The sequence below is a fragment of the Pandoraea terrigena genome (assembly GCF_902459705.1).
Lineage (GTDB): Bacteria > Pseudomonadota > Gammaproteobacteria > Burkholderiales > Burkholderiaceae > Pandoraea > Pandoraea terrigena.
Window position 1 is genome coordinate 88,793 of the sequence record NZ_CABPRU010000002.1, and the last position, 23,116, is coordinate 111,908.

Consider the following 23,116-nt stretch of genomic DNA (forward strand, 5'->3'; position numbering starts at 1 on the left):
AGGGAGACAACGATGAAATTCGAGGAAATCCTGTATCGCGAAGATGGTCCCATCGGCACGATCACGCTCAACCGTCCGCACGACGGCAACATGTTCACCGAGACGATGTGTCACGAGATTCGCGACTGTATCGAGAACATCCGTCGCGAGACGCGCACCCGCGCGATCGTGATCACCGGCGCGGGCGACAAATTCTTCTGCACCGGCGGTCGGAAAGACGGCATGGAAGACTCGCTGCTCTACGCTGGTGTGCTGCCGACTCTGGAGATGTACGAGAGCATTGATCGCCTGCAGAAGCCCGTGATCGCCTCGGTCAACGGCTTTGCCGTGGGCGGTGGGAACGTGCTGCAAGTCGTGTGCGACGTCACCATCGCTAAAGAAAGCGCCATTTTTCGTCAAGTCGGGCCGATGGTCGGTAGCTTCGATGCCGGCTATGGCACGTGGTATCTGGAAGACCTCGTCGGCAAGAAGCGCGCGAAGGACATCTGGTATCGCAACCCGAAGATCAGCGCACGCGAAGCGCTCGAATGGGGCCTGATCAACATGGTCGTGCCCGATAACGAACTGAAGGACGCGACCCGCCAGTACGCGCTCGAGATCGCGCAACGCGGCTCGCTGGCGCTAGCAGCGATCAAGTCGGCATTCAACGCACGTCATGGCGGAGTGAGCGGTCTGTCGCGCATGTCGCACGACATTCTGTTGCGCGGCTATCTCGAGTCGGACGAGCACGCGGAGCTGGCATCGGCGTTCGCCGAACGTCGCGATCCGGATGCCTCCAAGTTCGGTCACTGAACTCGCCCGCTCATCGATATACGGATCGACGTCATGCAAAACATACTGACGCTTCACAATCCCCAGCGGGCACGCGAATACTACCTGGCCGGCGTATGGCAGCAGGAGACGCTGTACTCACTCGCCCGTCGCCATGCGCGCGAGCGGCCCTCGGCCCACGCCCTGCGGGATGCGACCCGACGCCTCACTTGGCGCGAAGTCACCGAGTGGACCGACAGCGTCGCGGAATCGCTGCATCGCGGCGGCCTGCGCCCGGGCGACCGAGTGGGAATCTGGCTGCCCAGCGTCCTCGAAACCGTCATCATTTTCCTTGCGTGCTCGCGCAACGGCTACGTCTGCGCACCGTCGCTGCATCAGAACTACACGGTCGAGGAAATTGCTGTCCTGCTCGAACGTATCCAGTGCAAGGCACTGTTCACGCAACCCGGTTACGGGGCGAACGGGCGAGCGGCGTCCATCTTCGATCGCGCACGATCCATTCCCGGATTGATGATGATCTACGACCGCGAGGCGGCACAGGATAACGTCGACAAACTGGCGTTTCCCGACGCCGCACCGCCGGCGGTACTGCACGCACCGGACCTCGATGCCGACAAGATCGTCTATCTCGCCTTCACTTCCGGCACGACGGGTGCGCCAAAGGGGGTGATGCACAGCGACAACACCCTGCTCGCAAACGGGCGTGCCCTCGCCACCGACTGGGGGCACACTAGCCAGACACGACTACTGACGCTCAGCCCGATGAGCCATCACATTGCGACAGTGGCCATCGAACAGATGCTCGTCACTGGCCTTGAACTGTGCATGAGCGCCCCCTCTGCCGGCGTCTCCGGTCTCGACTGGATCGTGAAGACCGAAGCCGACTATGTGATGGGGGTGCCGACACACGCCATGGACGTCCTCGCGGAGGTCGAACGCCGCGACCTCGATCATCTGGGTGACGTGAAGACCTTCTACATGGCCGGCTCGGCCATTCCGCGCGACGTCGCCCAACGCTTCATGAGCCTTGGCGTGACGCCGCAGAACGTCTACGGCATGACAGAAAACGGCTCGCACAACTATACGCGGCCGAGCGACGGCGCCGACACCATTGTCTCGACGTGCGGACGTCCATGCGAAGGCTATGAAATCAAGCTCTGGAAGCGAGACAACATCGACGACGAAGCCGAACCCGGCGAAATCGGAGAAATCGGCGGACGCGGTGCCGTGCTCATGCTGGGCTACTTCGACAATCAGGGCGCTACTGAGTCGTCGTTCAACCGGCATGGCTGGTTTATGAGCGGCGACCTGGGCATGCTCACCGAAGACGGTTGTCTGCAGATCGTCGGCCGTAAGAAGGACCTGATCATTCGCGGCGGACACAACATCTTCCCCGCAGGCATCGAAGAGCTCGCGATGCGCCACAGCGACGTCGACCGTGCAGCCGCATTTCCGGTGCCCGATGAGCGTCTCGGCGAGAAGGTATGCCTTGCCATTCTGGTTAAGTTCGGCGCGTCGGTCAGTGCCGAATCGATGCTCGATCATCTCGCCGCTTCGGGCCTGTCGAAGTACGACATGCCGGAGTACTTTGCGTCGCTAGACACGTTTCCGCTCACGGCGAGCGGCAAGATTCTCAAGCGCGAGCTCATCGAACTTGTGCGCAACGGCGGTCTCACCCCCGAGGCAGTCCGCTATCGCGCGAAAGCCAATCTAGGAGTCTGAAGTGTCAGTCACGCTCAAGATCATTGACGGCATCGCGCAGGTGGGCTTGAACCGTCCGGAAGCGCTCAATGCGCTGAGCTTTTCCGTACTCGTTGAACTCTCCGCCGCGTTCGACGAAGCGGCGCGCTCCGATGCAAGGGCATTGGTCGTTACGGGAAGCGGCAGCAAGGCATTTTGCGCGGGTGCCGACATCAAGGAGTTGTTGGGCCGCAGCCTCATCGCCCAGCGAGAAGACGCTGCGCTGGGACAGGCCACGTTCGCGAAGCTTGACGCGCTGCCTGTGCCGTCGATCGCCGTCATCAGCGGCTATGCGTTCGGCGGTGGGCTCGAACTGGCTATGGCATGTACGTTCCGAATCGCCACGCCCAGCGCCAAGATGGGCCTGCCGGAGATCAAGTTGGGACTCATTCCCGGCTACGGCGGAACCCAACGGCTGCCGCGGCTGATCGGGCAGGCACGCGCGCTCGAACTGGTTCTCTCGGGGAAAGCAATCGATGCGGCGGAAGCGGAACGCATCGGGCTCGTCAACCGCATTGTCGAAGGCGACGACCCGATGGCGCTCGGCTGCGAATTTGCCAACCAGTTTACGCGTTACAGCAGGTGCGCCTCGCTGTTCGCACGAGAGGCCGTTCTGCGCGCAGCCGAAGTCAGCCTGAGCGACGGCCTGAAGATCGAAGCAGATCTCTCGACGCTCGCCTACCAGACGGCCGATGCGGTCGAAGGGATGACCGCCTTCGTCGAGAAGCGCAAGCCCGCTTTCAAGGATGAATGACATGGACAAAGGCTGCATTCTGGTGACTGGCGCGAGTCGAGGCATCGGCGCGGCGATCGCCGAAGCGCTAGCGCTCGATGGCTTCACCGTGGCGTGTCTGTCGCGTTCCGGCGCGCTGCCGACACGAGAAATTTCAGATCCCGACGTGCGCGCACGCTTCGTGACGACCGAATGCGACGTCACGCGCCATGACTCGGTCAAGCAGGCCATCGAGGACACGATGCGCCGCGTCGGCCTGCCACTCGTGGGTTTGGTCAACAACGCGGGCCTGCATCTGGAAGACGACGCCGCATCCCAGTCGATCGCGGAATTCGAGCAGGTCATGAGTATGAACACGACGTCGGTGTTCATGGCGAGTCAGATCGCCTATCCGTACCTGCGCGACGCCGGCGGCGCAACGATCGTCAACATAGGCTCGTTCTTCGACAAGCTCGGCGTGCGCCGCAACTCGGCGTATTGCGCCTCGAAGGCTGCGGTAGGCGCCATCTCGCGCTGCCTCGCCGTCGAGTGGGCGAGCGATGGCATCCGGGTGCATAACGTGGCGCCTGGCTACATCGCCACCGACTTGAACAAGGCATCGTTATCGAGCGGGTCGCTCAGCCGATTCCTCGCAAAGCGGATCCCGACTGGCGCCCCCGGCGCATCCGAAGACGTGGCGCAACTGGTGCGACTGCTGTTCACCGTTACGACCGGCTTCATGACCGGCGAGACGATCTATCTCGACGGCGGTCAGGGGATGGCGCTCTGAGCGCCAACGAATCGGAACACACGGATTAGGCACTCAACCATGAACGTACTCGAAAAACTGGACGCGAGCCTTCCGCTGTCGGAGGAAGAGCGGATGATTGTCGACAGCGTGAAGTCGCTGGCGCGCGACCGGATTGCACCCCGCGCCGCGGAATACGACCGCACGTCGGCGTTTCCGTGGGACAACGTCAAGGCCATCAACGAACTCGGTCTGAACGCAATCTTCATCCCGGAAGAATGCGGCGGTGCGCGACTCTCCTTCACCTGCTATGCCGCGTGCGTGCGCGAGATCTCCGCCGCATGTGCCTCGACGGGCATCATCTGGGCGACAAACTTCCACGCCATCAAGCCGGTCGTGGAATTCGGCAGCGAGGAGCAGAAGGCACGGGTCCTGCCGCGCATTGCAGAAGGCGGCCTCGCGTCACTCGCCATCACCGAAAGCGGTGCCGGTTCTGACGCCACGGGCATGCGCACGACCTTCACACCCAATGGCGATGATATCGTCATCAACGGCAGCAAGGTCTTCATCACCAACGGCGACGTCGCCGATCTGTATCTGCTGTTCGGCAAATGGTCTGAAATCGACAACGCCAGGGACGCCATTTCGGTACTCGTTCTCGAAAAGGGCACCGAGGGCCTGTCCGTTAATGGCCTCGAACACAAGATGGGCACCCGCGCATCGAGCACGGCGTCCCTGTCGTTCGACAACTGTCGCGTGCCGCGTGCCAATCTCATCGGTCAGCCGGGCGACGGGCTTCGCATTCTGTTTGAATCGCTGAACCGATCGCGCCCTAGCGTCGCGGCCCATGCACTGGGTATTGCGCGGGCGGCCTTCGAAGACGCCACCGCGTACATCAACGAACGCAAGCAGTCCGGGCGCAGGATCATCGACTTCCAGGGCATTCAATTCATGCTGGCCGACATGGCCTCTGAGCTCGTCCTTTGCGAATCGCTGCTGTGGCAGGTCGCGAGCCGGGTGGACAGCGGTGCATCGGGCTTCGGCATCGAGGCTTCGATCCTCAAAATGCGCGCGACGGACGCAGCGATGCGCATCTCGACCGACGCGGTGCAGTTGCTCGGCGGCTACGGATACTGCTCGGACTACCGGGTCGAGCGACTCATGCGCGACGCCAAGATCACGCAGATCTGGGAAGGGACGAATCAGATCCATCGCCAGCTCATCGGCCGCAGCTTCATCGAAAAATAGGAGACGAACATGACATCGATAAGAACCGTCGGTATCGCAGGCGCCGGCACGATGGGCGCGGGCATTGCCATCGTCGCCGCACGCGCCGGCTTCGTGACGCGGGTCTATGACACGCGGAACGAAGGACTAGCCGTGGCTCGCACCCAAACCGCTGCATTTCTCGAGAAATCCGCGCAGCGCGGCAAGATTCCCGAAGGCGCAGTGCCGGAAATCCTGTCGCGCTGGCACGGCACGACCCGACTCGAAGACCTCGCGGACTGCGACATCGTCATCGAAGCGGTATTCGAGGATCTTGGCGTCAAGCACGACCTCTTCTCGCGCCTCGACAAGGTGTGTGCGCCGCACACGATGTTTGCATCCAACACGTCGACCCTCTCGATCACCGAGATTGCAGGCGGCTCAGGCAGGCCCGATCGATTCGTCGGCATGCACTTCTGCCTTCCCGCTCAGTTGATGAAACTCATTGAAATGTCTTCTGGCCTCAACACCAGCGACGAAACGTTCGAGCAGGCATGGCAGTTTGCGCTGGCGCTCGGCCAGACGCCCGTGCGCACGCAGGACACGCCTGGGTTCATCCTCAATTACTTTCTCGTCCCGTTCAATAACGATGCGATACGACTGGTCGAAGAGGGTGTCGCTGAACCGGCGGACATCGATCTCGCGATCAAGACGGCGCTGGGCTACCCGATGGGACCGCTGGAACTGCTCGACCTCGTCGGCATGGATACCCAGAAGCTGCTTTGCGCGGCGCTATACGCGGTGACCAATGAACCGCGCGCCGCCTGTCCGCCGCTGGTGCGCCGCATGATCGCCGCAGGCTGGCTCGGCAAGAAAGCGGGCCGCGGCTTCCACGTCTACGGCGACACCAAGATGTTCGGAGCTTGACCATGAGCTACAGAGTGATTCAGTCGGGCGAGAGCCGCTCGTTCCCGTCTGCCCACGCGTTCGTCGAGACGGCAGGTATCGGAACGTCGGTCGTATTTATAGGCGCCCACGCGGGCAAAGCGTTTGCCGAGTCGCAGGCTAGTTTGGCCGATGCGCCGTTCGTCGCCATCGAACTGGGTACGGAGTGCCTCGGCGAGCATACTGGCGAGGATGCCGGCAAGGAGGGATCGAATGTCGTCGGATTTGCACGGTTCCGGCTGGGCGACGCAGAGCCTAGCGACCTCATTGAGCTGGTGCGTCAGCCCGCCACCCAGCCGCGCACACTCGCGTTGGCCAAGGCAGCCTTCGAAGGCGCGGGATTGCGCGTGGCTGTGTGCGGCGACTTCCCGGGGCGCATCGTCGACCGGCTGATCCGACCGTACTACAACGCGGCGCTGCGTCGTCTTGACGACAAGCTCGCCACTGCTGAGGACATGGACAAGACGCTACGCCTCGGTCTCGGCTATCCGGAAGGCCCGATCGCCCTACTCCACCGCACAGGTCTGCGTCATCACTACGAAGTCACCAGGCAGCTCAGTGAAGCGCTCGGCGACGCGGCCTACGCGCCGGCTCGGCGCGCACAGGTGGCATACCGGCGCGCCATGGACGGCACCGGCGCTGCTGATTCCGGAGCCGAACAATGACACGTCAGCCGCTCGCCGATGTGAAGGTGCTGGATTTCAGCACGCTGCTGCCAGGTCCGCTTTGTACACTTCTGCTCGCCCAGTCGGGCGCTGCGGTCGTCAAGGTCGAGAAGCCGGGCGTCGGCGACGACATGCGCACATATCACCCCAGGTCTGGCGACGACAGCGTCAACTTCGGCATGCTCAATCGCGGAAAGCGATCGATCGTGGTCGACCTGAAGTCCGAGGAAGGCCGTCGGTCGATCCTGCCGCTGATCGCCGAGGCCGACGTGCTGGTCGAGCAGTTCCGCCCTGGCGTGATGCAGCGCCTGGGACTCGGCTATGAGGCGCTGGCGCAGCTCAACCCCACGCTCATCTACTGCTCGATCACCGGCTATGGACAGACCGGGCCCAAAGCCCATCAGGCCGCACACGATCTGAACTATATGGCGCAGAGCGGATTGCTCGGGCTGTCGCGAGGAAGCGATGGGGCGCCCGTGCTCCCGCCCGCGTTGCTCGCCGACATCGCAGGCGGAGCGTATCCGGCGATGATGAATATCCTGTTGGCGTTGCGTCAGCGCGATGCCGATGGGCAGGGGCGCTATCTCGACGTGTCGATGTCAGACAACCTGCTCACGTTCGCGTACTGGGGGCTGGGCCAGGGCCTCACAGGTCATGGCTGGCCCCGCCCGGGCGGTGAACTCGTGACAGGCGGCACGGCGCGATACCAGATCTATGGCACCAGCGACGGTCAATATCTTGCTGCGGCGCCGCTGGAAGACAAGTTCTGGCACAACTTCGTCAGCGCCCTGGGATTGACCGAGTTGGCCGGCGCCGACGGCACCGAGACAGGGATTCGGGACAGGATCGCCTCAACCCTCCGAAAACACCCGGCCGCTTACTGGCTCGAGAAATTTGCCGGTATCGACACATGCGTCGCCCTTGTGGTCGACCTGAGCGAAGCGGCCTCCGATCCGCACTTCCATGAGCGCGGTGTCTTCGCACAACGTGTGCGACTCTCAGGTGGCGCCACGATATCCGCGCTGCCGCTTCCCGTGGACCGGCAGTTCGGGGCCGACGACGCGGTACTTGACGCACCCAGGCTCGGCGCGGACGTCGCGTCGTTCAACCCTGTCACGCAGCGCGGAGGCAACGCATGAAAGCCGCCATCGTTCGCAACTTCGGCGAGCCCGGCGACGTCGTCATCGGTCAACTGCCGGATCCGACGGTGCGGGATCACGACGTTCTGATCGAGATACGTGCCGCGGCCATCAATTACCCCGACCTGCTGGTGATCCGCGGGCGCTATCAGAACCTGCCCCGGCCGCCTTTCGTGCCGGGGAAAGACGCGGCCGGGGTGGTCCTCGACGTGGGTACGTCGGTTCGCCGGTTCAAGCCGGGAGATCGGGTCGTCGCGCATATGGAATACGGTGCCTATGCGTCACGTGTGGCCCTTCCCGAGCGCTATTGCGAAGCGCTGCCGGACGCGATGTCGTTCGACGACGCTGTCGCGATGGGATTGCCCTTCCAGACGGCCTACTTCGCGCTGTGCGAACGCGCACGCTTCACACAGGGCGAAACAGTACTGGTGACCGGCGCTAGCGGCGGCGTGGGCGCCGCGGCCCTGCAACTCGTGCGCGCGCTGGGCGGGTCGGCAATCGCCGCCATCAACCGTCCGGTGCAGGCGTCGCAAGCGCTGGCCGATGGCGCGTCGCACGTCGTCGATCTGTCCTTGCCCCACGTACTCGAAAGCCTTCGACAGCAGGTGTTCGACGTGACACGTGGGCGCGGTGTCGACATCGTGCTCGACGCGCTCGGTGGCGAAGTGTTCAACGCCGCGCTTCGTACATTGGCCTGGTGCGGGCGGGCGGTCGTGATCGGCTTTGCCGCGGGCGGCATTCCGCACATCAAGGCCAACTACCTACTGCTGAAGAACATCGAAGTCTCCGGCCTGCAGTGGAGCGACTACCGCGAACGCGACTCGCGGCGTGTCAACGACGTCCAACGCAAACTGCTTGAGCTTTACGTGAGCGGCCAGATCCACCCGCGCATCGCGCTCAAGTTGCCGTTGGATAAAGTCGGCGAGGTACTCGACGCGATAGATCGTCGCGCCGTCATTGGCAGAGCCGTTCTCGGCTTCGATTGATACTAGGTTTCATCGAGTTAGCACGGATACTAAAATTCATATGATTAGGTATACGAATCAAATATATACGTTTCGCTGCCAGCTCATCGAATACCCATCCCAGGCAATGGACGAATCGATCCGCTGGGAACACTCATGAGAAAACATCAAGGAGACACGGTATGAAATCTCAACGTATTTACGCAGCGCGCAGAGGCGCGCGCTGTGCGCTCGTGTGCGCGCTGGCGTCGATGATGCACGTGAGCCACGCGGCCGACGTCCAGGCTGGAGGGCCGGTTCGCATCGGGGTCATCGTGGACATGAGCGGCGTCTACTCGGGGATCGGAGGCCCGGCAGGCGTGACGGCGGTCAAGCTGGCCGTACAGGATTTCGGCGGCAAGGTACTTGGCCGCCCTATCGAAGTGCTGTCGGCGGACTATCAGAACAAGGTTGACGTTACCGCAACGAAGGTTCGTACGTGGTACGACAACGATAACGTCCAGGCCGTCATCGAGTCCACCGACTCTGCTTCTGCGCTGGCCTTGCAGAGACTCGGTGCCGAACGAAAAAAAATCACGATCTTCGCGGGCTCGGCCACCACGGATCTGACGGACAAGCAATGCTCGCCGTACGGCGTCCACTACGTCTACGACACCTATTCACTTGCGAACGGCACCGCTCGCGCCCTGGCAAAAGCCGGCTACAAGCGCTGGTTCTTCATCACTGCGGACTACGCGTTCGGCAGCTCCCTCCAAGCGCAGGCGACCCGGGTCGTCAAGGAAATGGGGGGCGAGGTGGTAGGCGTCGTGAAGCATCCGCTGTCGGCCTCGGATTTCGCTTCGTATCTGTTGCAAGCGCAGTCGGCCAAGCCCCAGGTCGTCGCGCTGGCCAACGCCGGGCGCGATACGCAAAGCGCCGTCAAGCAGGCGGCCGAGTTCGGCCTGTCGCGCAACAACGTAGTCGTTGCGCCGCTGCTGATTTTCGACAGCGATCTCAAGGGCATGGGCTTGAATGCGGCGCAAGGACTGCGTTTCACGACGGCATTCTACTGGGACCAGAACGACCAGACGCGCGCGTTCTCGAAGAAATTCTTCGCGGCGACGAACAAGATGCCGACCATGGTTCAGGCGGGGATGTACTCGGCAACGACCCATTATCTGAACGCGATAAAGGCTGCAGGCACGCTCGATAGCGACAAGGTGATGGAGAAGATGCGCGCCATGCCGATCAATGACTTCTTCGCCAAGGACGGTCGCATCGAAGCGAACGGTCTGATGTTGCACGACATGTATCTGGCAGAGGCGAAGAAGCCGTCGGAATCGAAAGGGGAGTGGGATCTGCTGAAGATCGTCTCCGTCATTCCGAAATCGGAGGCTTTCGAGCCGCTGGCCGACAGCGACTGCCCGCTTGTCAAAAAGTAAGACGCCATGAGGTACCTCGGCGCGACGACGTCGTCGCGCCCCGGGGACATGTGTCGGATAACTCGGGAAACTGGAGACGGTTATGGAAGCAGTAAGCGTTGACGACGTCAGCGAAGCGGCACGGAAAGGAAGCCTGGAGACGCGCCGTAAGAGCGCGATCAAGGGCGCGGTCTTTTCGGAGTTCGTCGACATGTTCGACATCTACTTGCCGGTGATCATTCTGGCCCCCATACAGACGTACTTCCTTCCGAGAAGTGTGTCGGGTGGATATCAGGTGATCCTGGAATCGCTCGTGTTCATCACAACGCTCCTCGGCCGCCCCTTGGGTGCACTCGTGTTCGGACGAATTGCCGACCGTGTCGGACGGCGCGCCGCCTCGATCGCGTCGGTGAGCGGGTTTGCGGTTGCAACCTTTCTGATCGCCCTGATCCCAGGGTATGAAACGATCGGCATCGCGTCGTATTGGATTCTGGTGCTGCTGAGATTCATCGACGGCGTATTCCTGGGTGGCGGCTACACCGGGGCATTGCCGCTTGCCATCGAATACTCCCGGAAAGACCAGCGCGGTCTGGTCGGGGGCTTGATTCTGGCGGGCTTCCCCGCCGCCTACGTGGCGATCAACTTGCTCGCCATGATCATGTTCGCGGTCTTCCCGATGAACGGCCCCGACTCCCCATATGCGCAGTGGGGATGGCGCATCCCGTTCCTTCTCGGGTCGGTCATGGCGACATTGTTGGCCGTCTACTACGTCCGCAACGTATCCGAGTCGCAAGTGTGGCAAGGCAAGACGTCCGGTAAGCCGCAGAATACGTCGGAGGATCGACTCGTCACGGGTCAGGCGCGTCGCAATCTCCTGCAAGTGCTGCTGATGATGACCGGATTCTGGCTCACGCAAAACATCGTCGGTCTGTTCCTCCCGACGGGAGTTCTGCTAAAGCGGCTGCACCTCACGCCGCTCCAGATGACCGCGACGCTGATGATGGCCTACTCGGTGCTCTGCTTCGGATATGTGGGCGCTGGCATACTAGGGCAGCGGTTTGGCCGCCGCAAGATGTTGTCGATCATCGGTGCATTGACGTCGACAGCGGGTGCCGGTCTGCTCTATTTCCTCATCGGCGCCGCCGACGTTGCTCAATCGAGCATCGTGCTAGTGGTTTGCGCGTTGGCTCTTGTCGTCAGTTCCGCATGGGCTGTAATCGTCACATACATCAACGAGCGATTTTCCACGGGTATCCGAGCAACCGGCTTTGGCATCGGATACAGCCTCTCGGTCATCATTCCCTCGTTCTACGCGTTCTACATGAACTGGCTGGGTACATTCATGCCGTCACAGTACACACCGGTTGCATTGCTCTGCATTGGCGGCGTGATTGCCTGCATCGGCGCACTTCTGGGGCCTGAGACGAAAGACGTCGATCTCTAGGCGCCAAATTTTCGGGTACCTGCAGTATGGCGCGTTTGTTTAGCAGATGCGGCGGGCACCCCGACGTCGCCTGGCAGGGCTAGACATAAAGGCGTGAGGGCTCAGAACTATGTTGAGCCGCTCAAGCGGCGCGCTCAGGGACTAGCCCATGGTTACCGACGAAACTTTTCCGGCAATCGTTCGACATTTGCACGGATGAAATTCCACACGACGCGAATGCGCCGAATAGAGAACAAGTCCTCCGGCGCGGCGAGCAATGCGAAATCTCGCCGCGAGCGATTCCCAGCGCTGTGAAACGCAGTTCGGGCGCTTACAACCGCCCCACTGAAGTTGAACTTGGCTCGGCGACAACTAGGAACGGATGTCGCCCCTGTGAGATTTAGACTTTCCACTCCATGGGGCGCGACAAGTATCTCCCCCCCATCCCGCGCACGATCGGCGTGCGCAAGGGCTTCGTTAATGTTCTCGATCGGATACACGCGTTCAATATCAACTCGTAGACCGTGCGAGTTTCGACGCGCACACCTTAACGCCGGAAATCTCCGCCCCAAGGTGCTCGGTTAATCGGGGGGACGTCAATTAACCCCCGGACTCTAAAGCTCTGTGATACTGAAGACGGGGGGACATCGCAGATAGGAGAATTTGATGCGTATCTAGATTGATCAATAGAATCCGGAAATGCCTACACGGCGCCTACACAAGAAAATGATCGATCAAAATCCGCGAGAGCCGGCTCCATAAATCATGGATTTGGCTGGCCTGCCCAGAGGGATTCGAACCCCCGACCGTCGGCTTAGAAGGCCGATGCTCTATCCAACTGAGCTATGGGCAGTGCGTGATGGCGGCGACAAGACGTCGCTGCCGGCGGGTCTCGGTGTGAAGAGATAACGTATCACGTCCGAGCAATCGACGATTATAACGCACGCGCGTGCCAATTTCATCGGCACCGCTTCAGGAAATGTCCCCCTTTGCGCGGCACCTCGTTCGCCTTTAGACTGGCGACGTGGAGGAGCGCGAGCATGAACGAAATCGAACGCGAACAACGCTTTGGCGCCCACAACTATGCGCCGCTGCCCGTCGTGCTCTCGCACGCCAAGGGCGTCTGGGTCTGGGATGTCGAGGGCAATCGCTATCTCGACATGATGAGCGCCTACTCCGCCGTGAGCCACGGCCATGCGCATCCCCGCCTGGTCGCCGCGCTCACCGCTCAGGCACAACGCCTCGCCGTCGTCTCTCGCGCCTTCTACACCGACCGGCTCGGCGCCTTCCTCGAACGGCTGTGCGACCTCACCACGCTGGGCGGCGCCCTGCCGATGAACACCGGCGCAGAAGCCGTCGAAACGGCCATCAAGGCCGCTCGCCGCTGGGGCTACAGCGTCAAACGCATCCCCGCCGACAAAGCGGAAATCATCGTCGCCGACGGCAATTTCCATGGGCGCACCACCACCATCGTGGGCTTCTCTTCCGAGCCCGCCTATCGCGCCGACTTCGGTCCGTTCGCGCCAGGATTCGTCCGCGTGCCGTTCGGTGATATCGACGCCGTGCGCGCCGCCATCACCCCCAACACCTGCGCTGTCCTGTTCGAAACCATCCAGGGCGAAGGCGGCATCGTGATCCCGCCCGACGGCTTCCTGCGCGCGTTGCGCCAGCTCTGCACAGAACACAATGTGCTCATGCTGCTCGACGAAATCCAGTCAGGCCTCGGACGCACCGGCCGCTGGTTCGCCTATCAGCACGAGAACGTCGTGCCCGACGGGGTCATGCTCGGGAAAGCGCTCGGCGGCGGCCTGCTGCCCGTGTCCGCCTTCGTGGCACGGCGCGACATCATCGACCTGTTCGAACCTGGCAGTCACGGCTCGACCTTCGGCGGCAACGCGCTCGCCGCGACCGTCGCGCTCGAAGCGCTCGATGTCATGGCCGACGAAGACCTGCCAGGACACAGTGCCGAGATGGGGGAATACCTGCTCTCGCGATTGCGCGCGATCCACTCGCCGCTCATTCGTGAAGTCCGAGGCCGTGGCCTCTGGGCCGGCATCGAAATCGACCCGGCACGCGCCGACGCCCACGACCTGTCCATGCGGATGCTGCGCCGTCGCGTGCTCGCCAAGGAAACACGGGCGACCGTGCTGCGACTCGCACCGCCCCTCGTCATCGAGCGGGCAGAGATCGACACGTGCATCTCCGCCCTCAAGGCCGTGCTCGCCGAAGCCGAAAACGAGACCCAACACCAAGCCTGACATGAGGCCTGCGTCAGCGCCTGAGCACAGCCGCCGTCAATGCGCCGACGACTTCGACCAGAGATTCATCACCAGGACGCCCGCGACGATGAGCCCCATGCCGATCAGCGCGGGGGCGTCGAGCTTTTGACCGAACAGGATGCGTGCGGCGATCGAGATGAGCACGATGCCGAGTCCCGACCACATCGCATAAGCCACGCCCACGGGAATCGTGCGCAGCGTGAGCGACAGCATGTAGAACGCCACACCGTAGCCCACGACGACCAGCGCGACCGGCCCGACACGCGTGAATCCCTCCGAGGCCTTCAGCGCCGACGTGGCAATCACCTCCGCCACGATCGCCACCAACAGGTATAGATATGCCATCGAAACTCCTTTTCCTCGAACTCGCGGCCGCCCATCATAACCGACGCGTTCTCTTCCCCGCCCCGCAAAATTCGCTTGCCTAAGCGCCCCGCACCGCGCTACAGTCGCCGTCACGGTGTGGCCAGCACACCGGCGTCGCTCGGACGGTTCCGGGCGCTTACGTTCCAGGGTCATCATGTCCAGCTCTCAGGGCTCGCGCAGCTTTGCGCGCATCAATCGTCTTCCCCCTTACGTCTTCAATATCACCGCCGAGCTGAAGATGGCCGCGCGCCGCCGTGGCGAGGACATCATCGACCTCTCGATGGGCAATCCCGACGGGGCCACCCCGCCGCACATCGTCAGCAAGCTCGTCGAAGTCGCGCAACGCCCCGACACGCACGGTTATTCGACGTCGCGCGGCATTCCGCGTCTGCGCCGCGCGATCACGCGCTGGTACAAGGATCGTTACGACGTCGATCTCGATCCCGAGCGCGAAGCCATCGTCACCATCGGCTCGAAGGAAGGCCTCGCCCACCTGATGCTCGCCACGCTGGATCAAGGCGACACGGTGCTCGTGCCGAATCCGTCGTATCCGATTCACATCTACGGCGCCGTCATCGCCGGGGCGAACATTCGCTCCGTGCCGATGACGCCCGGCATCGACTTCTTCACCGAACTCGAGCGCGGCATTCGCGAAAGCCATCCGAAGCCGAAGATGGTGATCCTCGGCTTCCCGTCGAACCCCACGGCCCAGTGCGTCGAACTCGAATTCTTCGAGCGTGTGGTCGATCTCGCGCGCAAGCACGACATTCTCGTGGTGCACGACCTGGCCTACGCCGATATCGTCTATGACGGCTACAAAGCACCCTCGATCATGCAAGTGCCCGGCGCGAAGGACGTGGCGGTCGAATTCTTCACGCTGTCGAAGAGCTACAACATGGCCGGCTGGCGCATCGGCTTCATGGTCGGCAACGCCGATCTCGTCGCCGCACTCGCGCGCATCAAGAGCTATCACGACTACGGCACGTTCACACCGGTGCAGGTCGCGGCCATCGCCGCGCTCGAAGGCGATCAACACTGCGTCGAAGAGATTCGCGCGCAGTATCAGCGTCGCCGCGATGTGCTCTACAAAGGACTGACGGAAGCCGGTTGGGACGTCGACCTGCCACGCGCGTCCATGTATATCTGGGCGCGCATTCCCGAACCGTATCGCGCGCTCGGCTCGCTCGAATTCGCGAAGAAGCTGCTCGCGCAGGCCAAGGTCTCGGTCTCGCCAGGTATTGGTTTCGGCGATTACGGCGACGACTATGTGCGCTTCGCCCTGATCGAGAACGAATCGCGCATTCGCCAGGCAGTGCGCGGCATCAAGCACATGTTCCGTGAAGACGGACTGGTGCACCCGGCGACGCCCTGAGCGGTTGCGGCACACGTCTCAAGGCCAGCGAGGCGTCGGAAGACGCCCCGCTGGCCTTGCCCGCAACGACGCCGACGACACCTATGCGGGCAACCACTCCTGCAGCGTCACTTCAATGGTGATGAACGAGAGGTTGCCGCCGCGCACGAAGCGCCCGGCGAACATGCGCCCGTCGGTATCGGCGACCATCCCGTGCAGCGTGGGAAGCTCGCTCACGGCTTCGGGCCGTACGTCGACCTCACCGAACACATTGAGGATTTCCACCCCGGGGCCGCTCACCCGCTGTTCGCGCCAGCCGTCGCCCGCGCGAAACGCCAGCCGCGCGTCGATCAGGCTTCCCACGGCACCGCGCACGATGGCGCGCGAGATGGCATGCTCCACACACAGCGCTTCGATGCTTTCCGTCAAGTCCTGATTGGGTTTGAGACGCGCCACGACCAACCTGCCCAGCGTGCCGTTCTCGATGTCGACCGGGATATCCAGTTCGGCGCTCATGAGAGATCTCCCGCGATGGGATGCAGCAGACGGAAACGCGTCTCCTCGTCATCCGCGCTCACGTAGCCGCCGCGCTCGAACAAACACAGGCGAATCACGACCGGCTCGTCGCCGGCCCACGTGTGATCGAGAATCAGATGGCCGCCATGCAACTCGCCGCTCGGGTCGGAAAATCCCGCATGGCAATGCAGCAGCGTGGCGCCGTCGGCCGTGCGGCCCACAGTGATCGCGCCACCGATCAGATCCACCTCCCGGATTTCGTCGACCGGCGCCCCATAGCCAAAGGGACGCTCCGCGTCTGCGGTGTTCTCGATCATGTGATACCGCAGACCTCGCGCGGTGCCCGCGCAGAAACGGCCGACGCCGCCGCCGTACGCATAGCGGGATAACGCTTCGCGTAAGGACTCGCCGAGATTCGCACCCGACCGGATCGTTACGCGCAGTTCGTGCTGCCCGCTCAACACGCAGTCTTCCACACGGGGTAACGTGGGGGCGCCTGCATGCCGATAGATCCGTGAAAGCGCAGGTTTCATAGTCGATAGTCTCCTTGCTCTTCGAGCATCGTCTTGATTTGCTTCTTCACGATCTTGCCGTAGCCCGACTTGGGCATGGCATTCCAGAATATGAAGCGGCGCGGCCACTTGTAGCGGGCGATACGCGCTTCGAGATGTCCGAGCAGTTCATCGGCCTGTGCGGCCATGCCTTCCCGGGCGACCACCACGGCAAGCCCGCTCTCGCCCCACTTGGGGTCGGGCACGCCGAGCACCGCGCACTCCGACACGGCCGGGTGCGTGAGCAACGCTTCCTCGATCTCGCGCGGGTAGACGTTCGAGCCACCCGAGATGTACATGTCCGACGCGCGGCCCGTGATGTACAGGAATCCCTGCGCGTCGACGTGTCCGAGATCACCGGTGTGGAACCAGTCGTCCTTGAACGCCTTGGCGTTCGCCTCCGGATTGTTGTGATATCCCATGAAGACGGCCGGGCCGCGCACGCAGATCTCGCCCGACGCGAACGGCGGCTGACGCTCGCCACGCTCATCGAGAATGGCCACCTCCATGCCAGTACGGGGCAAGCCGCACGTGCCGACGCGCGCGTCGGGCGCGTCGTCGTCGTCGGTGTGCAGCCACGGCGGCAACACGGTGATGTTGCCCGTCACCTCGCCCAGCCCGTAGTACTGCACCAGCACCGGGCCCAACTTCCGCAGCGCGTATTTCTGATCGGCGCGATACATCGGTGCCCCGGCGTAAATCACGAACCGCAGCGAGCGATGGTCGTAACGATCCACGGCTGGATCCTCAACGAGCATCTTGACGATGGTCGGCACCGTGAACATGTTGTCGACGCCATGCCGCTCAATGGCCTGCCAGACCTGTTCGGCGTCCAGCTTCTCGCCCGGCAGCAGCACACTGGCCGCCCCGCGCGCCGTATTGACGATGGCGTGTATGCCCGCGCCGTGCGAGAGCGGTGCCACCACCATCGAGCGGCTGCGATACGTGATGCCGGGCATCAGGTCGGCCAGATGATTCGTCACGACGAAAGCCATCTGCCCGTGCGAGAGCACCCCCGCCTTCGGATACCCGGTCGTGCCCGACGTGTAGAAGAACCACAGCGGATCCTCATACTCGACTTCCGCCTCATAGGCGGGCGCGCCACGATGCTCGGCGATCAACGTCTCGTAATGCAATTCTCCCGCGCGCGGCTCACCCAGCGCGATCACATGGCGCAATGCCGACGACGCAGCGCGCACGGCGTCGACATGCCCCTCGAAACCGGCGTCATAGATCATCACGCACGCGCCGCTCGATTGGCCCAGATACGCCGCCTCCGAGGCGGTAATACGGAAGTTCGTCGGCACCCAGATCGCGCCCAGCCGGAACGCGATCCATGCACTCTCGAAAATGGGCAGGTTGTTGCGCGAGTGCACCAGTAGCTTGTCGCCCTTGCCCACGCCCAGCTTGCGCAGCGCATCGACGGCGGCGTTTACGCGCGCATCGATCTCACCCCACGTGCTGGCCTTGTCGCCGACGATCAGACCGGGCTCGTCCGGATGACGCCGCGCAACGTCGGCCAGCAGGCGGCCGAGATTCATGACCTTCTTGAGCATGTCGCTCGTCTCCTCATTCCTTTTGCTCAGTCCCGCCCGGCGAATACCGGGCGGCCTGCCTGACAGCTTTCAAGCGACCGATCAACGCGCTTCGAGAATGCTCACGTAATTGGCGACCGCCGCGCCGCCCATGTTGAACACACCCGCGAGCCGCGCATTGGGAATTTGCATCTCGCCCGCCGTCCCCGTCAGTTGCATCGCGGCCATCACGTGCATGGACACGCCCGTGGCGCCGACCGGATGGCCCTTCGCCTTCAGGCCGCCCGACGGATTGACCGGCAGCATCCCATGCTTCTCGGTCAGGCCCTCGGCGACCACGCTCGCGCCCTGCCCCGGTTTGGCCAGCCCCATCGCCTCGTACTCGATCAGCTCGGCGATCGTGAAGCAGTCATGCGTCTCGACCAGCGACAGGTCCTTCAACGAGACACCGGCCACCCCCAGCGCCTGACGCCACGCATGCTGGCCGCCTTCGAACGCCAGTGGATCGCGGCGCGAGAGCGGCAGGTAGTCGTTGACCTGTACCGCCGCGCGAAAGCCGACCGCCTTGGGCATCGTGTGCGCCACGTCGGCCTTCGAGATCACGAGCGCGGCGGCGCCATCCGAGACCATGGAGCAATCGGTGCGCTTGAGCGGCCCGGCCACAAACGGATTCTTCTCGGAGACGTTGCGGCAGAAGTCGTAGCCAAAGTCGCGACGCATATGCGCGTAAGGATTCACCGAACCATTGCGATGGTTCTTCGCCGCAATGCGCGCGAGCGCATCGGACTGATCGCCATAGCGGTCGAAATAAGCCTGTGCGATGGTGCCGAACACGCCCGCGAAGCCCCCCGGAATATCGGCCTCCTCACGCGCATACGAACACTTGAGCAGGACGTCGCCCACCTGCGGCGTGGCCAACTCGGTCATCTTCTCGAAGCCGATCACAAGCACATGGGTGGCCTTGCCCGCCTCGATGGACTGTAAGCCGCCATGCACGGCGGCCGAGCCCGTTGCGCAGGCATTCTCGTAGCGCGTGGCCGGCTTGAAGCGCAGCCCCGGAATGCGATTGAAGACGAGCGACGACGGAAAGTCCTGATACAGGAAACCGCCATTGAAGGTGCCGACGTGAATGGAATCGATCTGCTCGGGCGCGAGGCCCGCGTCGTCCAGCGCGGCTTGGGCGACATCGGCCAGCAAAACTTCGGCATCGACGTTATCGAGTTTTCCGAACTGGGAGTGGGCCCAGCCGGTAAGGCATGCAGCAACCATGAAGTGTCTCCGGAAAAATGAGGTCATCCAGACTCCGGTGAGCAATTTCGATGCCAGACCCACGCGTCGCGGTCTCGCATTGCCCGCCAAGCGCGTCGACGGCGCATGGTCCCCGCGTTGCATCCCCGTCGTGCGGTTCGCGCGCTCCCAATTGACGTAAGCGTAAAGCCACCGTCATCAGCCCATCAAGCGATTTCGTCCGCACGCCAGTTCCCCCCATTTACTGCATCGCAGCACGACATCTCACGCCCGGAAGCCCTCGACACCTGTCGCATCGTGGTCACCTGTTGAATGCGACAGGTGTCGCAAGACGGCTCGCCGATGCGACAGGTGTCGCACGACATGGTGCCCGACAAAGCGAGGCCCATGGCGCGAGAGGTCAAGAATGCTTAATAACGTAAGGGTTTTCCCGTTCGGACTGCGATCTGGCACCCGATTTGCGTAAGATAGCCAAGCCACTTGCGAGCCGCTTCACGCTCGCCCTACGAGATGGCCGAGGCGTTGCAGGGCAACACGTCCACCCACCTCGCGCTTCAGACGCAGTCACCAAACCGATAAACAGGAGACATGCAGTATGAGCAACATGGATCGCCGCCACTTCATCAAAGTCGTGGCAGCCACGTCGGCCGCCGCTGCCACGGGCTTGTATCAGACGCAAGCACGCGCTGCCGAATTCACGCTGAAGTTCGCCAACAACCTGCCTATCAGCCACCCGATGAATATTCGCGCCAAGGAGATGGCGCAAAAGATCGCGGAGCAGTCGAAAGGTCGTGTCGACTTCCAGGTCTTCCCGAACAACCAGTTGGGCAGCGACAGCGACATGCTGAGCCAGGTTCGCTCGGGTGCCATCGACTACTTCACGCTATCCCCGCTGATTCTTGGCACGCTCGTGCCCTCGGCGCAGATCTCCGGCGTGGGCTTCGCATTCAAGGACTACGGTCAGGTATGGGCCGCGATGGACGGCGACCTGGGCGCGCACGTGCGCGGCCAGATCGCGAAGACCTCGGTGTTCGCCTTCGACAAGATCTGGGAAAACGGGTATCGCCAGATCACCACGAGCAACCACCCGATCAATTCGCCGGCCGATCTCAAGGGCCTGAAGATTCGCGTGCCGACGAGTCCGCTGTGGACGTCGATGTTCCGCGCCTTCGAGTCGGCGCCTACGTCGATCAACTTCTCCGAAGTGTATTCGGCCCTGCAGACCCACATTGTCGAAGCGCAGGAGAATCCGCTGGCCATTTTGGCCACGGCCAAGCTGTACGAAGTGCAGAAGTACGTGTCGATGACGAACCACATGTGGGACGGCTTCTGGTTCCTCGCCAACAAACAGAAGTGGGACAAGCTGCCGAAGGACCTTCAGGCGATCGTCACCGCGAACGTGAACGCCGCCGCCCTGGCGCAACGCGACGATGTGCGCAAGCTCAACGACAGTGTGACGACCGAACTCAAGCAGAAGGGTCTCGTGTTCAATGCACCGAACAACGAGCAGTTCCGCGACAAGCTTCGCGCTGCGGGCTTCTACGCCGAGTGGCACAAGAAGTTCGGTGACGAAGCGTGGTCGATGCTGGAAAAGTACACCGGGAAGCTTGCGTAAATGGAAACGTTGACGATGACGGCCGAGCCGACGCACGCGCTTGCCCGCCTCTTCTGCCACGTCAACCGTGCGGTGATGAAAGTCACCGAAGCGGTTGCCGTGCTGCTGGTGGTGGCGGAGACTTTGATCCTGCTCGCGGGGGTAATCTCGCGTTATGGGTTCGACAATCCGCTCACATGGTCGGACGAACTGGCACAGATCCTCTTCATCTGGTTATCGATGCTCGGCGCCGTGCTCGCGCTCGACCGGGGAGAGCACATGCGGCTCTCCGCCATCGTCAACAAACTCCCGGCGGCATGGCGTGACTGGTTCCAGACCATGGCCGCGCTCACCGTCTGCGTATTCGTTGCGCTCATTATCGTGCCCGCGTATTCGCATGCCATCGAGCAGATGGACATCACTACGCCCGCGCTCGAAATTCCCGACGGGTTGCGCGCCGCGGCCCTGCCGGTGGGCGCCGCACTGATGCTCATCGCCGCCATCTCGCGACTGGCGCGCTGCTCAAGCCTTCGTCAGCTCGGTCTCGGCGTGCTGGTCGTGGCCGCGCTGGGCGCCGCGCTGTGGCTCGGGCGCCCCGCGCTCATCGCGATGGGCAACTACAATCTGCTGGTGTTCTTCGTGCTGATCGTCGGCGCCTGCGTGGCCGGCGGCATTCCGATCGCCTTCGCCTTCGGTACGGCCACGCTGGCGTATCTGGCGCTTGTCACCGACGCCCCGCTGCAGATCGTCGTCAGCCGCATGGACGAGGGAATGTCGGGCCTCATCCTGCTGTCGGTGCCGCTGTTCGTGCTGCTCGGCGCGCTCATCGAAATGAGCGGGCTGGCACGCAGCCTGATCGAATTCATGGCCGCGCTGCTCGGTCATGTGCGCGGTGGCCTGCAGTACGTGCTGCTCGGCGCCATGTTCCTGGTCTCTGGCATTTCCGGATCGAAGGCGGCCGACATGGCGGCCGTTGCCCCCGCGCTCTTCCCCGAGATGCAGCGACGCGGCTCGAAGCCGGAGGATCTCGTGGCATTGCTCTCGTCGACCGGCGCCATGACAGAGACGATCCCGCCGAGCCTCGTGCTCATCACGATCGGTGCCGTGTGCGGCGTTTCGATCACATCGCTCTTCATCGGCGGCCTGCTGCCGGCGGTCATCGCCACGCTCGCCATCGTCGCGGTGTGTTTCGCCCGTTCGCGCAAGGAAGCGCCGAGTGCGGCGCGCCGCGCGCCGTGGCGCGTGATCGGCAAAACGTTCATCGTGGCCTTGCCGGCGCTCGCCCTGCCGATTCTCATCCGCACGGCCGTGATCGAAGGGGCCGCGACCGCCACCGAAGTCTCGACCGTCGGCATTGCCTACACCGTCGTGATCGGCTTGCTCGTACATGCGTTCAAGAAGCACCTGAACTTCAAGCGCCTGTATCCGCTGCTGACGGAAACGGCCGCGCTCTCGGGGGCCATCCTGCTGATTATCGGCATGGCCACGGCCATGGCCTGGGCGCTCACGCAGTCCGGGTTCTCCGCCGCGCTGGTCAGCCTGATGCATGGCATGCCCGGCGGACAGGTGGGTTTCCTGCTCATCTCGATGGTCGTCTTCATCGTCCTGGGCAGTGTGCTCGAAGGCATTCCGGCCATCGTGCTGTTCGGGCCGCTGCTGTTCCCGGTGGCGCGCTCCCTGGGCATTCACGACGTGCATTACGCGATGGTCGTGATCCTGTCGATGGGCATGGGACTGTTCGCACCGCCGCTGGGCGTCGGCTTCTACGCCGCGTGCGCCATCGGCAAGACATCGCCCGACAAAGTGTTCAACCGGATGTGGACCTACATGGGTGCGCTGTTCATCGCGCTGCTTCTCGTGGTTCTCGTCCCCTGGATCTCGATCGGCTTCCTGAAGTAAGGCAAATCCGCTAGCGATCTCGCAATCTCACCGACGGGCGCCGCCGCACTGCTGGCGGCGGCG

Annotated in this window: 20 protein-coding genes and 1 tRNA gene; 15 read left to right on the forward strand and 6 right to left on the reverse strand. The window is 62.8% G+C overall.

Translation table 11 applies throughout. From position 1 onward, the window contains the following. The first annotated feature begins 12 nt into the window (after positions 1 to 12). From PTE31013_RS04695 to PTE31013_RS04745, 11 genes are all read left to right on the forward strand, one after another. Positions 13 to 792 (forward strand): enoyl-CoA hydratase-related protein, encoded by a 780-nt coding sequence (locus PTE31013_RS04695; protein ID WP_150611685.1) that lies wholly within the window; start codon positions 13 to 15, stop codon positions 790 to 792. A 33-nt stretch (positions 793 to 825) separates the two neighbouring features. Further along, a complete protein-coding gene (locus PTE31013_RS04700; RefSeq protein WP_150611686.1) occupies positions 826 to 2,493 on the forward strand; it encodes a class I adenylate-forming enzyme family protein in 1,668 nt (555 codons plus the stop codon). A 1-nt stretch (position 2,494) separates the two neighbouring features. Beyond that, entirely contained in the window at positions 2,495 to 3,265 is a 771-nt protein-coding gene (locus PTE31013_RS04705) for an enoyl-CoA hydratase/isomerase family protein (RefSeq protein WP_150611687.1), read from the forward strand. Between the two features lies 1 nt (position 3,266). After that, the gene (locus PTE31013_RS04710; protein WP_150611688.1) at positions 3,267 to 4,013 is read left to right on the forward strand and encodes an SDR family NAD(P)-dependent oxidoreductase; all 747 of its coding nucleotides are present in this window, start codon (positions 3,267 to 3,269) and stop codon (positions 4,011 to 4,013) included. A gap of 39 nt (positions 4,014 to 4,052) precedes the next feature. Beyond that, on the forward strand, positions 4,053 to 5,219 hold the full coding sequence (locus PTE31013_RS04715; RefSeq protein WP_150611689.1) for an acyl-CoA dehydrogenase family protein: 1,167 nt from the start codon (positions 4,053 to 4,055) through the stop codon (positions 5,217 to 5,219). Between the two features lie 9 nt (positions 5,220 to 5,228). Then, positions 5,229 to 6,104 (forward strand): 3-hydroxyacyl-CoA dehydrogenase family protein, encoded by an 876-nt coding sequence (locus PTE31013_RS04720; RefSeq protein ID WP_150611690.1) that lies wholly within the window; start codon positions 5,229 to 5,231, stop codon positions 6,102 to 6,104. 2 nt (positions 6,105 to 6,106) lie between these two features. Continuing rightward, a complete protein-coding gene (locus tag PTE31013_RS04725) occupies positions 6,107 to 6,787 on the forward strand; it encodes a 3-hydroxyacyl-CoA dehydrogenase family protein (protein ID WP_150611691.1) in 681 nt (226 codons plus the stop codon). Next, on the forward strand, positions 6,784 to 7,926 hold the full coding sequence (locus PTE31013_RS04730) for a CaiB/BaiF CoA transferase family protein (RefSeq protein ID WP_150611692.1): 1,143 nt from the start codon (positions 6,784 to 6,786) through the stop codon (positions 7,924 to 7,926). The genes PTE31013_RS04725 and PTE31013_RS04730 overlap by 4 nt, the downstream gene beginning before the upstream one ends. Continuing rightward, the gene (locus PTE31013_RS04735) at positions 7,923 to 8,912 is read left to right on the forward strand and encodes an NADPH:quinone oxidoreductase family protein (RefSeq protein ID WP_150611693.1); all 990 of its coding nucleotides are present in this window, start codon (positions 7,923 to 7,925) and stop codon (positions 8,910 to 8,912) included. Before PTE31013_RS04730 ends, PTE31013_RS04735 begins: the two co-directional genes overlap by 4 nt. A 161-nt stretch (positions 8,913 to 9,073) precedes the next feature. Then, on the forward strand, positions 9,074 to 10,312 hold the full coding sequence (locus tag PTE31013_RS04740) for an ABC transporter substrate-binding protein (RefSeq protein WP_246173895.1): 1,239 nt from the start codon (positions 9,074 to 9,076) through the stop codon (positions 10,310 to 10,312). A gap of 82 nt (positions 10,313 to 10,394) precedes the next feature. Then, positions 10,395 to 11,735 (forward strand): MFS transporter, encoded by a 1,341-nt coding sequence (locus PTE31013_RS04745; protein WP_150611694.1) that lies wholly within the window; start codon positions 10,395 to 10,397, stop codon positions 11,733 to 11,735. A gap of 755 nt (positions 11,736 to 12,490) precedes the next feature. Here PTE31013_RS04745 and PTE31013_RS04750 read toward each other — a convergent pair. Continuing rightward, positions 12,491 to 12,567 (reverse strand) — tRNA-Arg (locus tag PTE31013_RS04750). 187 nt (positions 12,568 to 12,754) lie between these two features. On the opposite strand from PTE31013_RS04750, the gene rocD reads away from it, so the two are divergent. After that, on the forward strand, positions 12,755 to 13,972 hold the full coding sequence (gene rocD, locus PTE31013_RS04755) for an ornithine--oxo-acid transaminase (RefSeq protein WP_150611695.1): 1,218 nt from the start codon (positions 12,755 to 12,757) through the stop codon (positions 13,970 to 13,972). A 36-nt stretch (positions 13,973 to 14,008) separates the two neighbouring features. On the opposite strand, the gene PTE31013_RS04760 is transcribed toward rocD, so the two are convergent. Then, positions 14,009 to 14,338, reverse strand: coding sequence for a DMT family transporter (locus tag PTE31013_RS04760; RefSeq protein WP_150611696.1), 330 nt, complete (start codon positions 14,336 to 14,338; stop codon positions 14,009 to 14,011). A 175-nt stretch (positions 14,339 to 14,513) separates the two neighbouring features. Here PTE31013_RS04760 and alaC point away from each other — a divergent pair, with 175 nt between their 5' ends. Next, entirely contained in the window at positions 14,514 to 15,731 is a 1,218-nt protein-coding gene (gene alaC / locus PTE31013_RS04765; protein WP_150611697.1) for an alanine transaminase, read from the forward strand. A gap of 81 nt (positions 15,732 to 15,812) precedes the next feature. Here alaC and PTE31013_RS04770 read toward each other — a convergent pair whose 3' ends face one another. From PTE31013_RS04770 to PTE31013_RS04785, 4 genes are read right to left on the reverse strand one after another with little or no spacing between them, the layout of a single operon-like run. Continuing rightward, positions 15,813 to 16,226 carry a PPC domain-containing DNA-binding protein gene (locus tag PTE31013_RS04770; protein ID WP_017233942.1) on the reverse strand — a complete coding sequence of 138 codons (414 nt, stop codon included), beginning with the start codon at positions 16,224 to 16,226 and terminating at the stop codon, positions 15,813 to 15,815. Beyond that, positions 16,223 to 16,759, reverse strand: coding sequence for a PPC domain-containing DNA-binding protein (locus tag PTE31013_RS04775; protein WP_246173896.1), 537 nt, complete (start codon positions 16,757 to 16,759; stop codon positions 16,223 to 16,225). Before PTE31013_RS04775 ends, PTE31013_RS04770 begins: the two co-directional genes overlap by 4 nt. Beyond that, positions 16,756 to 18,363 (reverse strand): acyl-CoA synthetase, encoded by a 1,608-nt coding sequence (locus PTE31013_RS04780; RefSeq protein WP_281351797.1) that lies wholly within the window; start codon positions 18,361 to 18,363, stop codon positions 16,756 to 16,758. Before PTE31013_RS04780 ends, PTE31013_RS04775 begins: the two co-directional genes overlap by 4 nt. A 51-nt stretch (positions 18,364 to 18,414) precedes the next feature. Next, the gene (locus PTE31013_RS04785; RefSeq protein WP_150611699.1) at positions 18,415 to 19,581 is read right to left on the reverse strand and encodes an acetyl-CoA acetyltransferase; all 1,167 of its coding nucleotides are present in this window, start codon (positions 19,579 to 19,581) and stop codon (positions 18,415 to 18,417) included. Positions 19,582 to 20,155: 574 nt separating this feature from the next. Here PTE31013_RS04785 and PTE31013_RS04790 point away from each other — a divergent pair. Both PTE31013_RS04790 and PTE31013_RS04795 read left to right on the forward strand, forming a co-directional pair. Further along, complete coding sequence (locus PTE31013_RS04790) at positions 20,156 to 21,175, forward strand: TRAP transporter substrate-binding protein (RefSeq protein ID WP_150611700.1); 1,020 nt, start codon at positions 20,156 to 20,158, stop codon at positions 21,173 to 21,175. A gap of 15 nt (positions 21,176 to 21,190) precedes the next feature. Beyond that, entirely contained in the window at positions 21,191 to 23,053 is a 1,863-nt protein-coding gene (locus tag PTE31013_RS04795) for a TRAP transporter large permease (RefSeq protein WP_246173935.1), read from the forward strand. Positions 23,054 to 23,116: the final 63 nt, after the last annotated feature.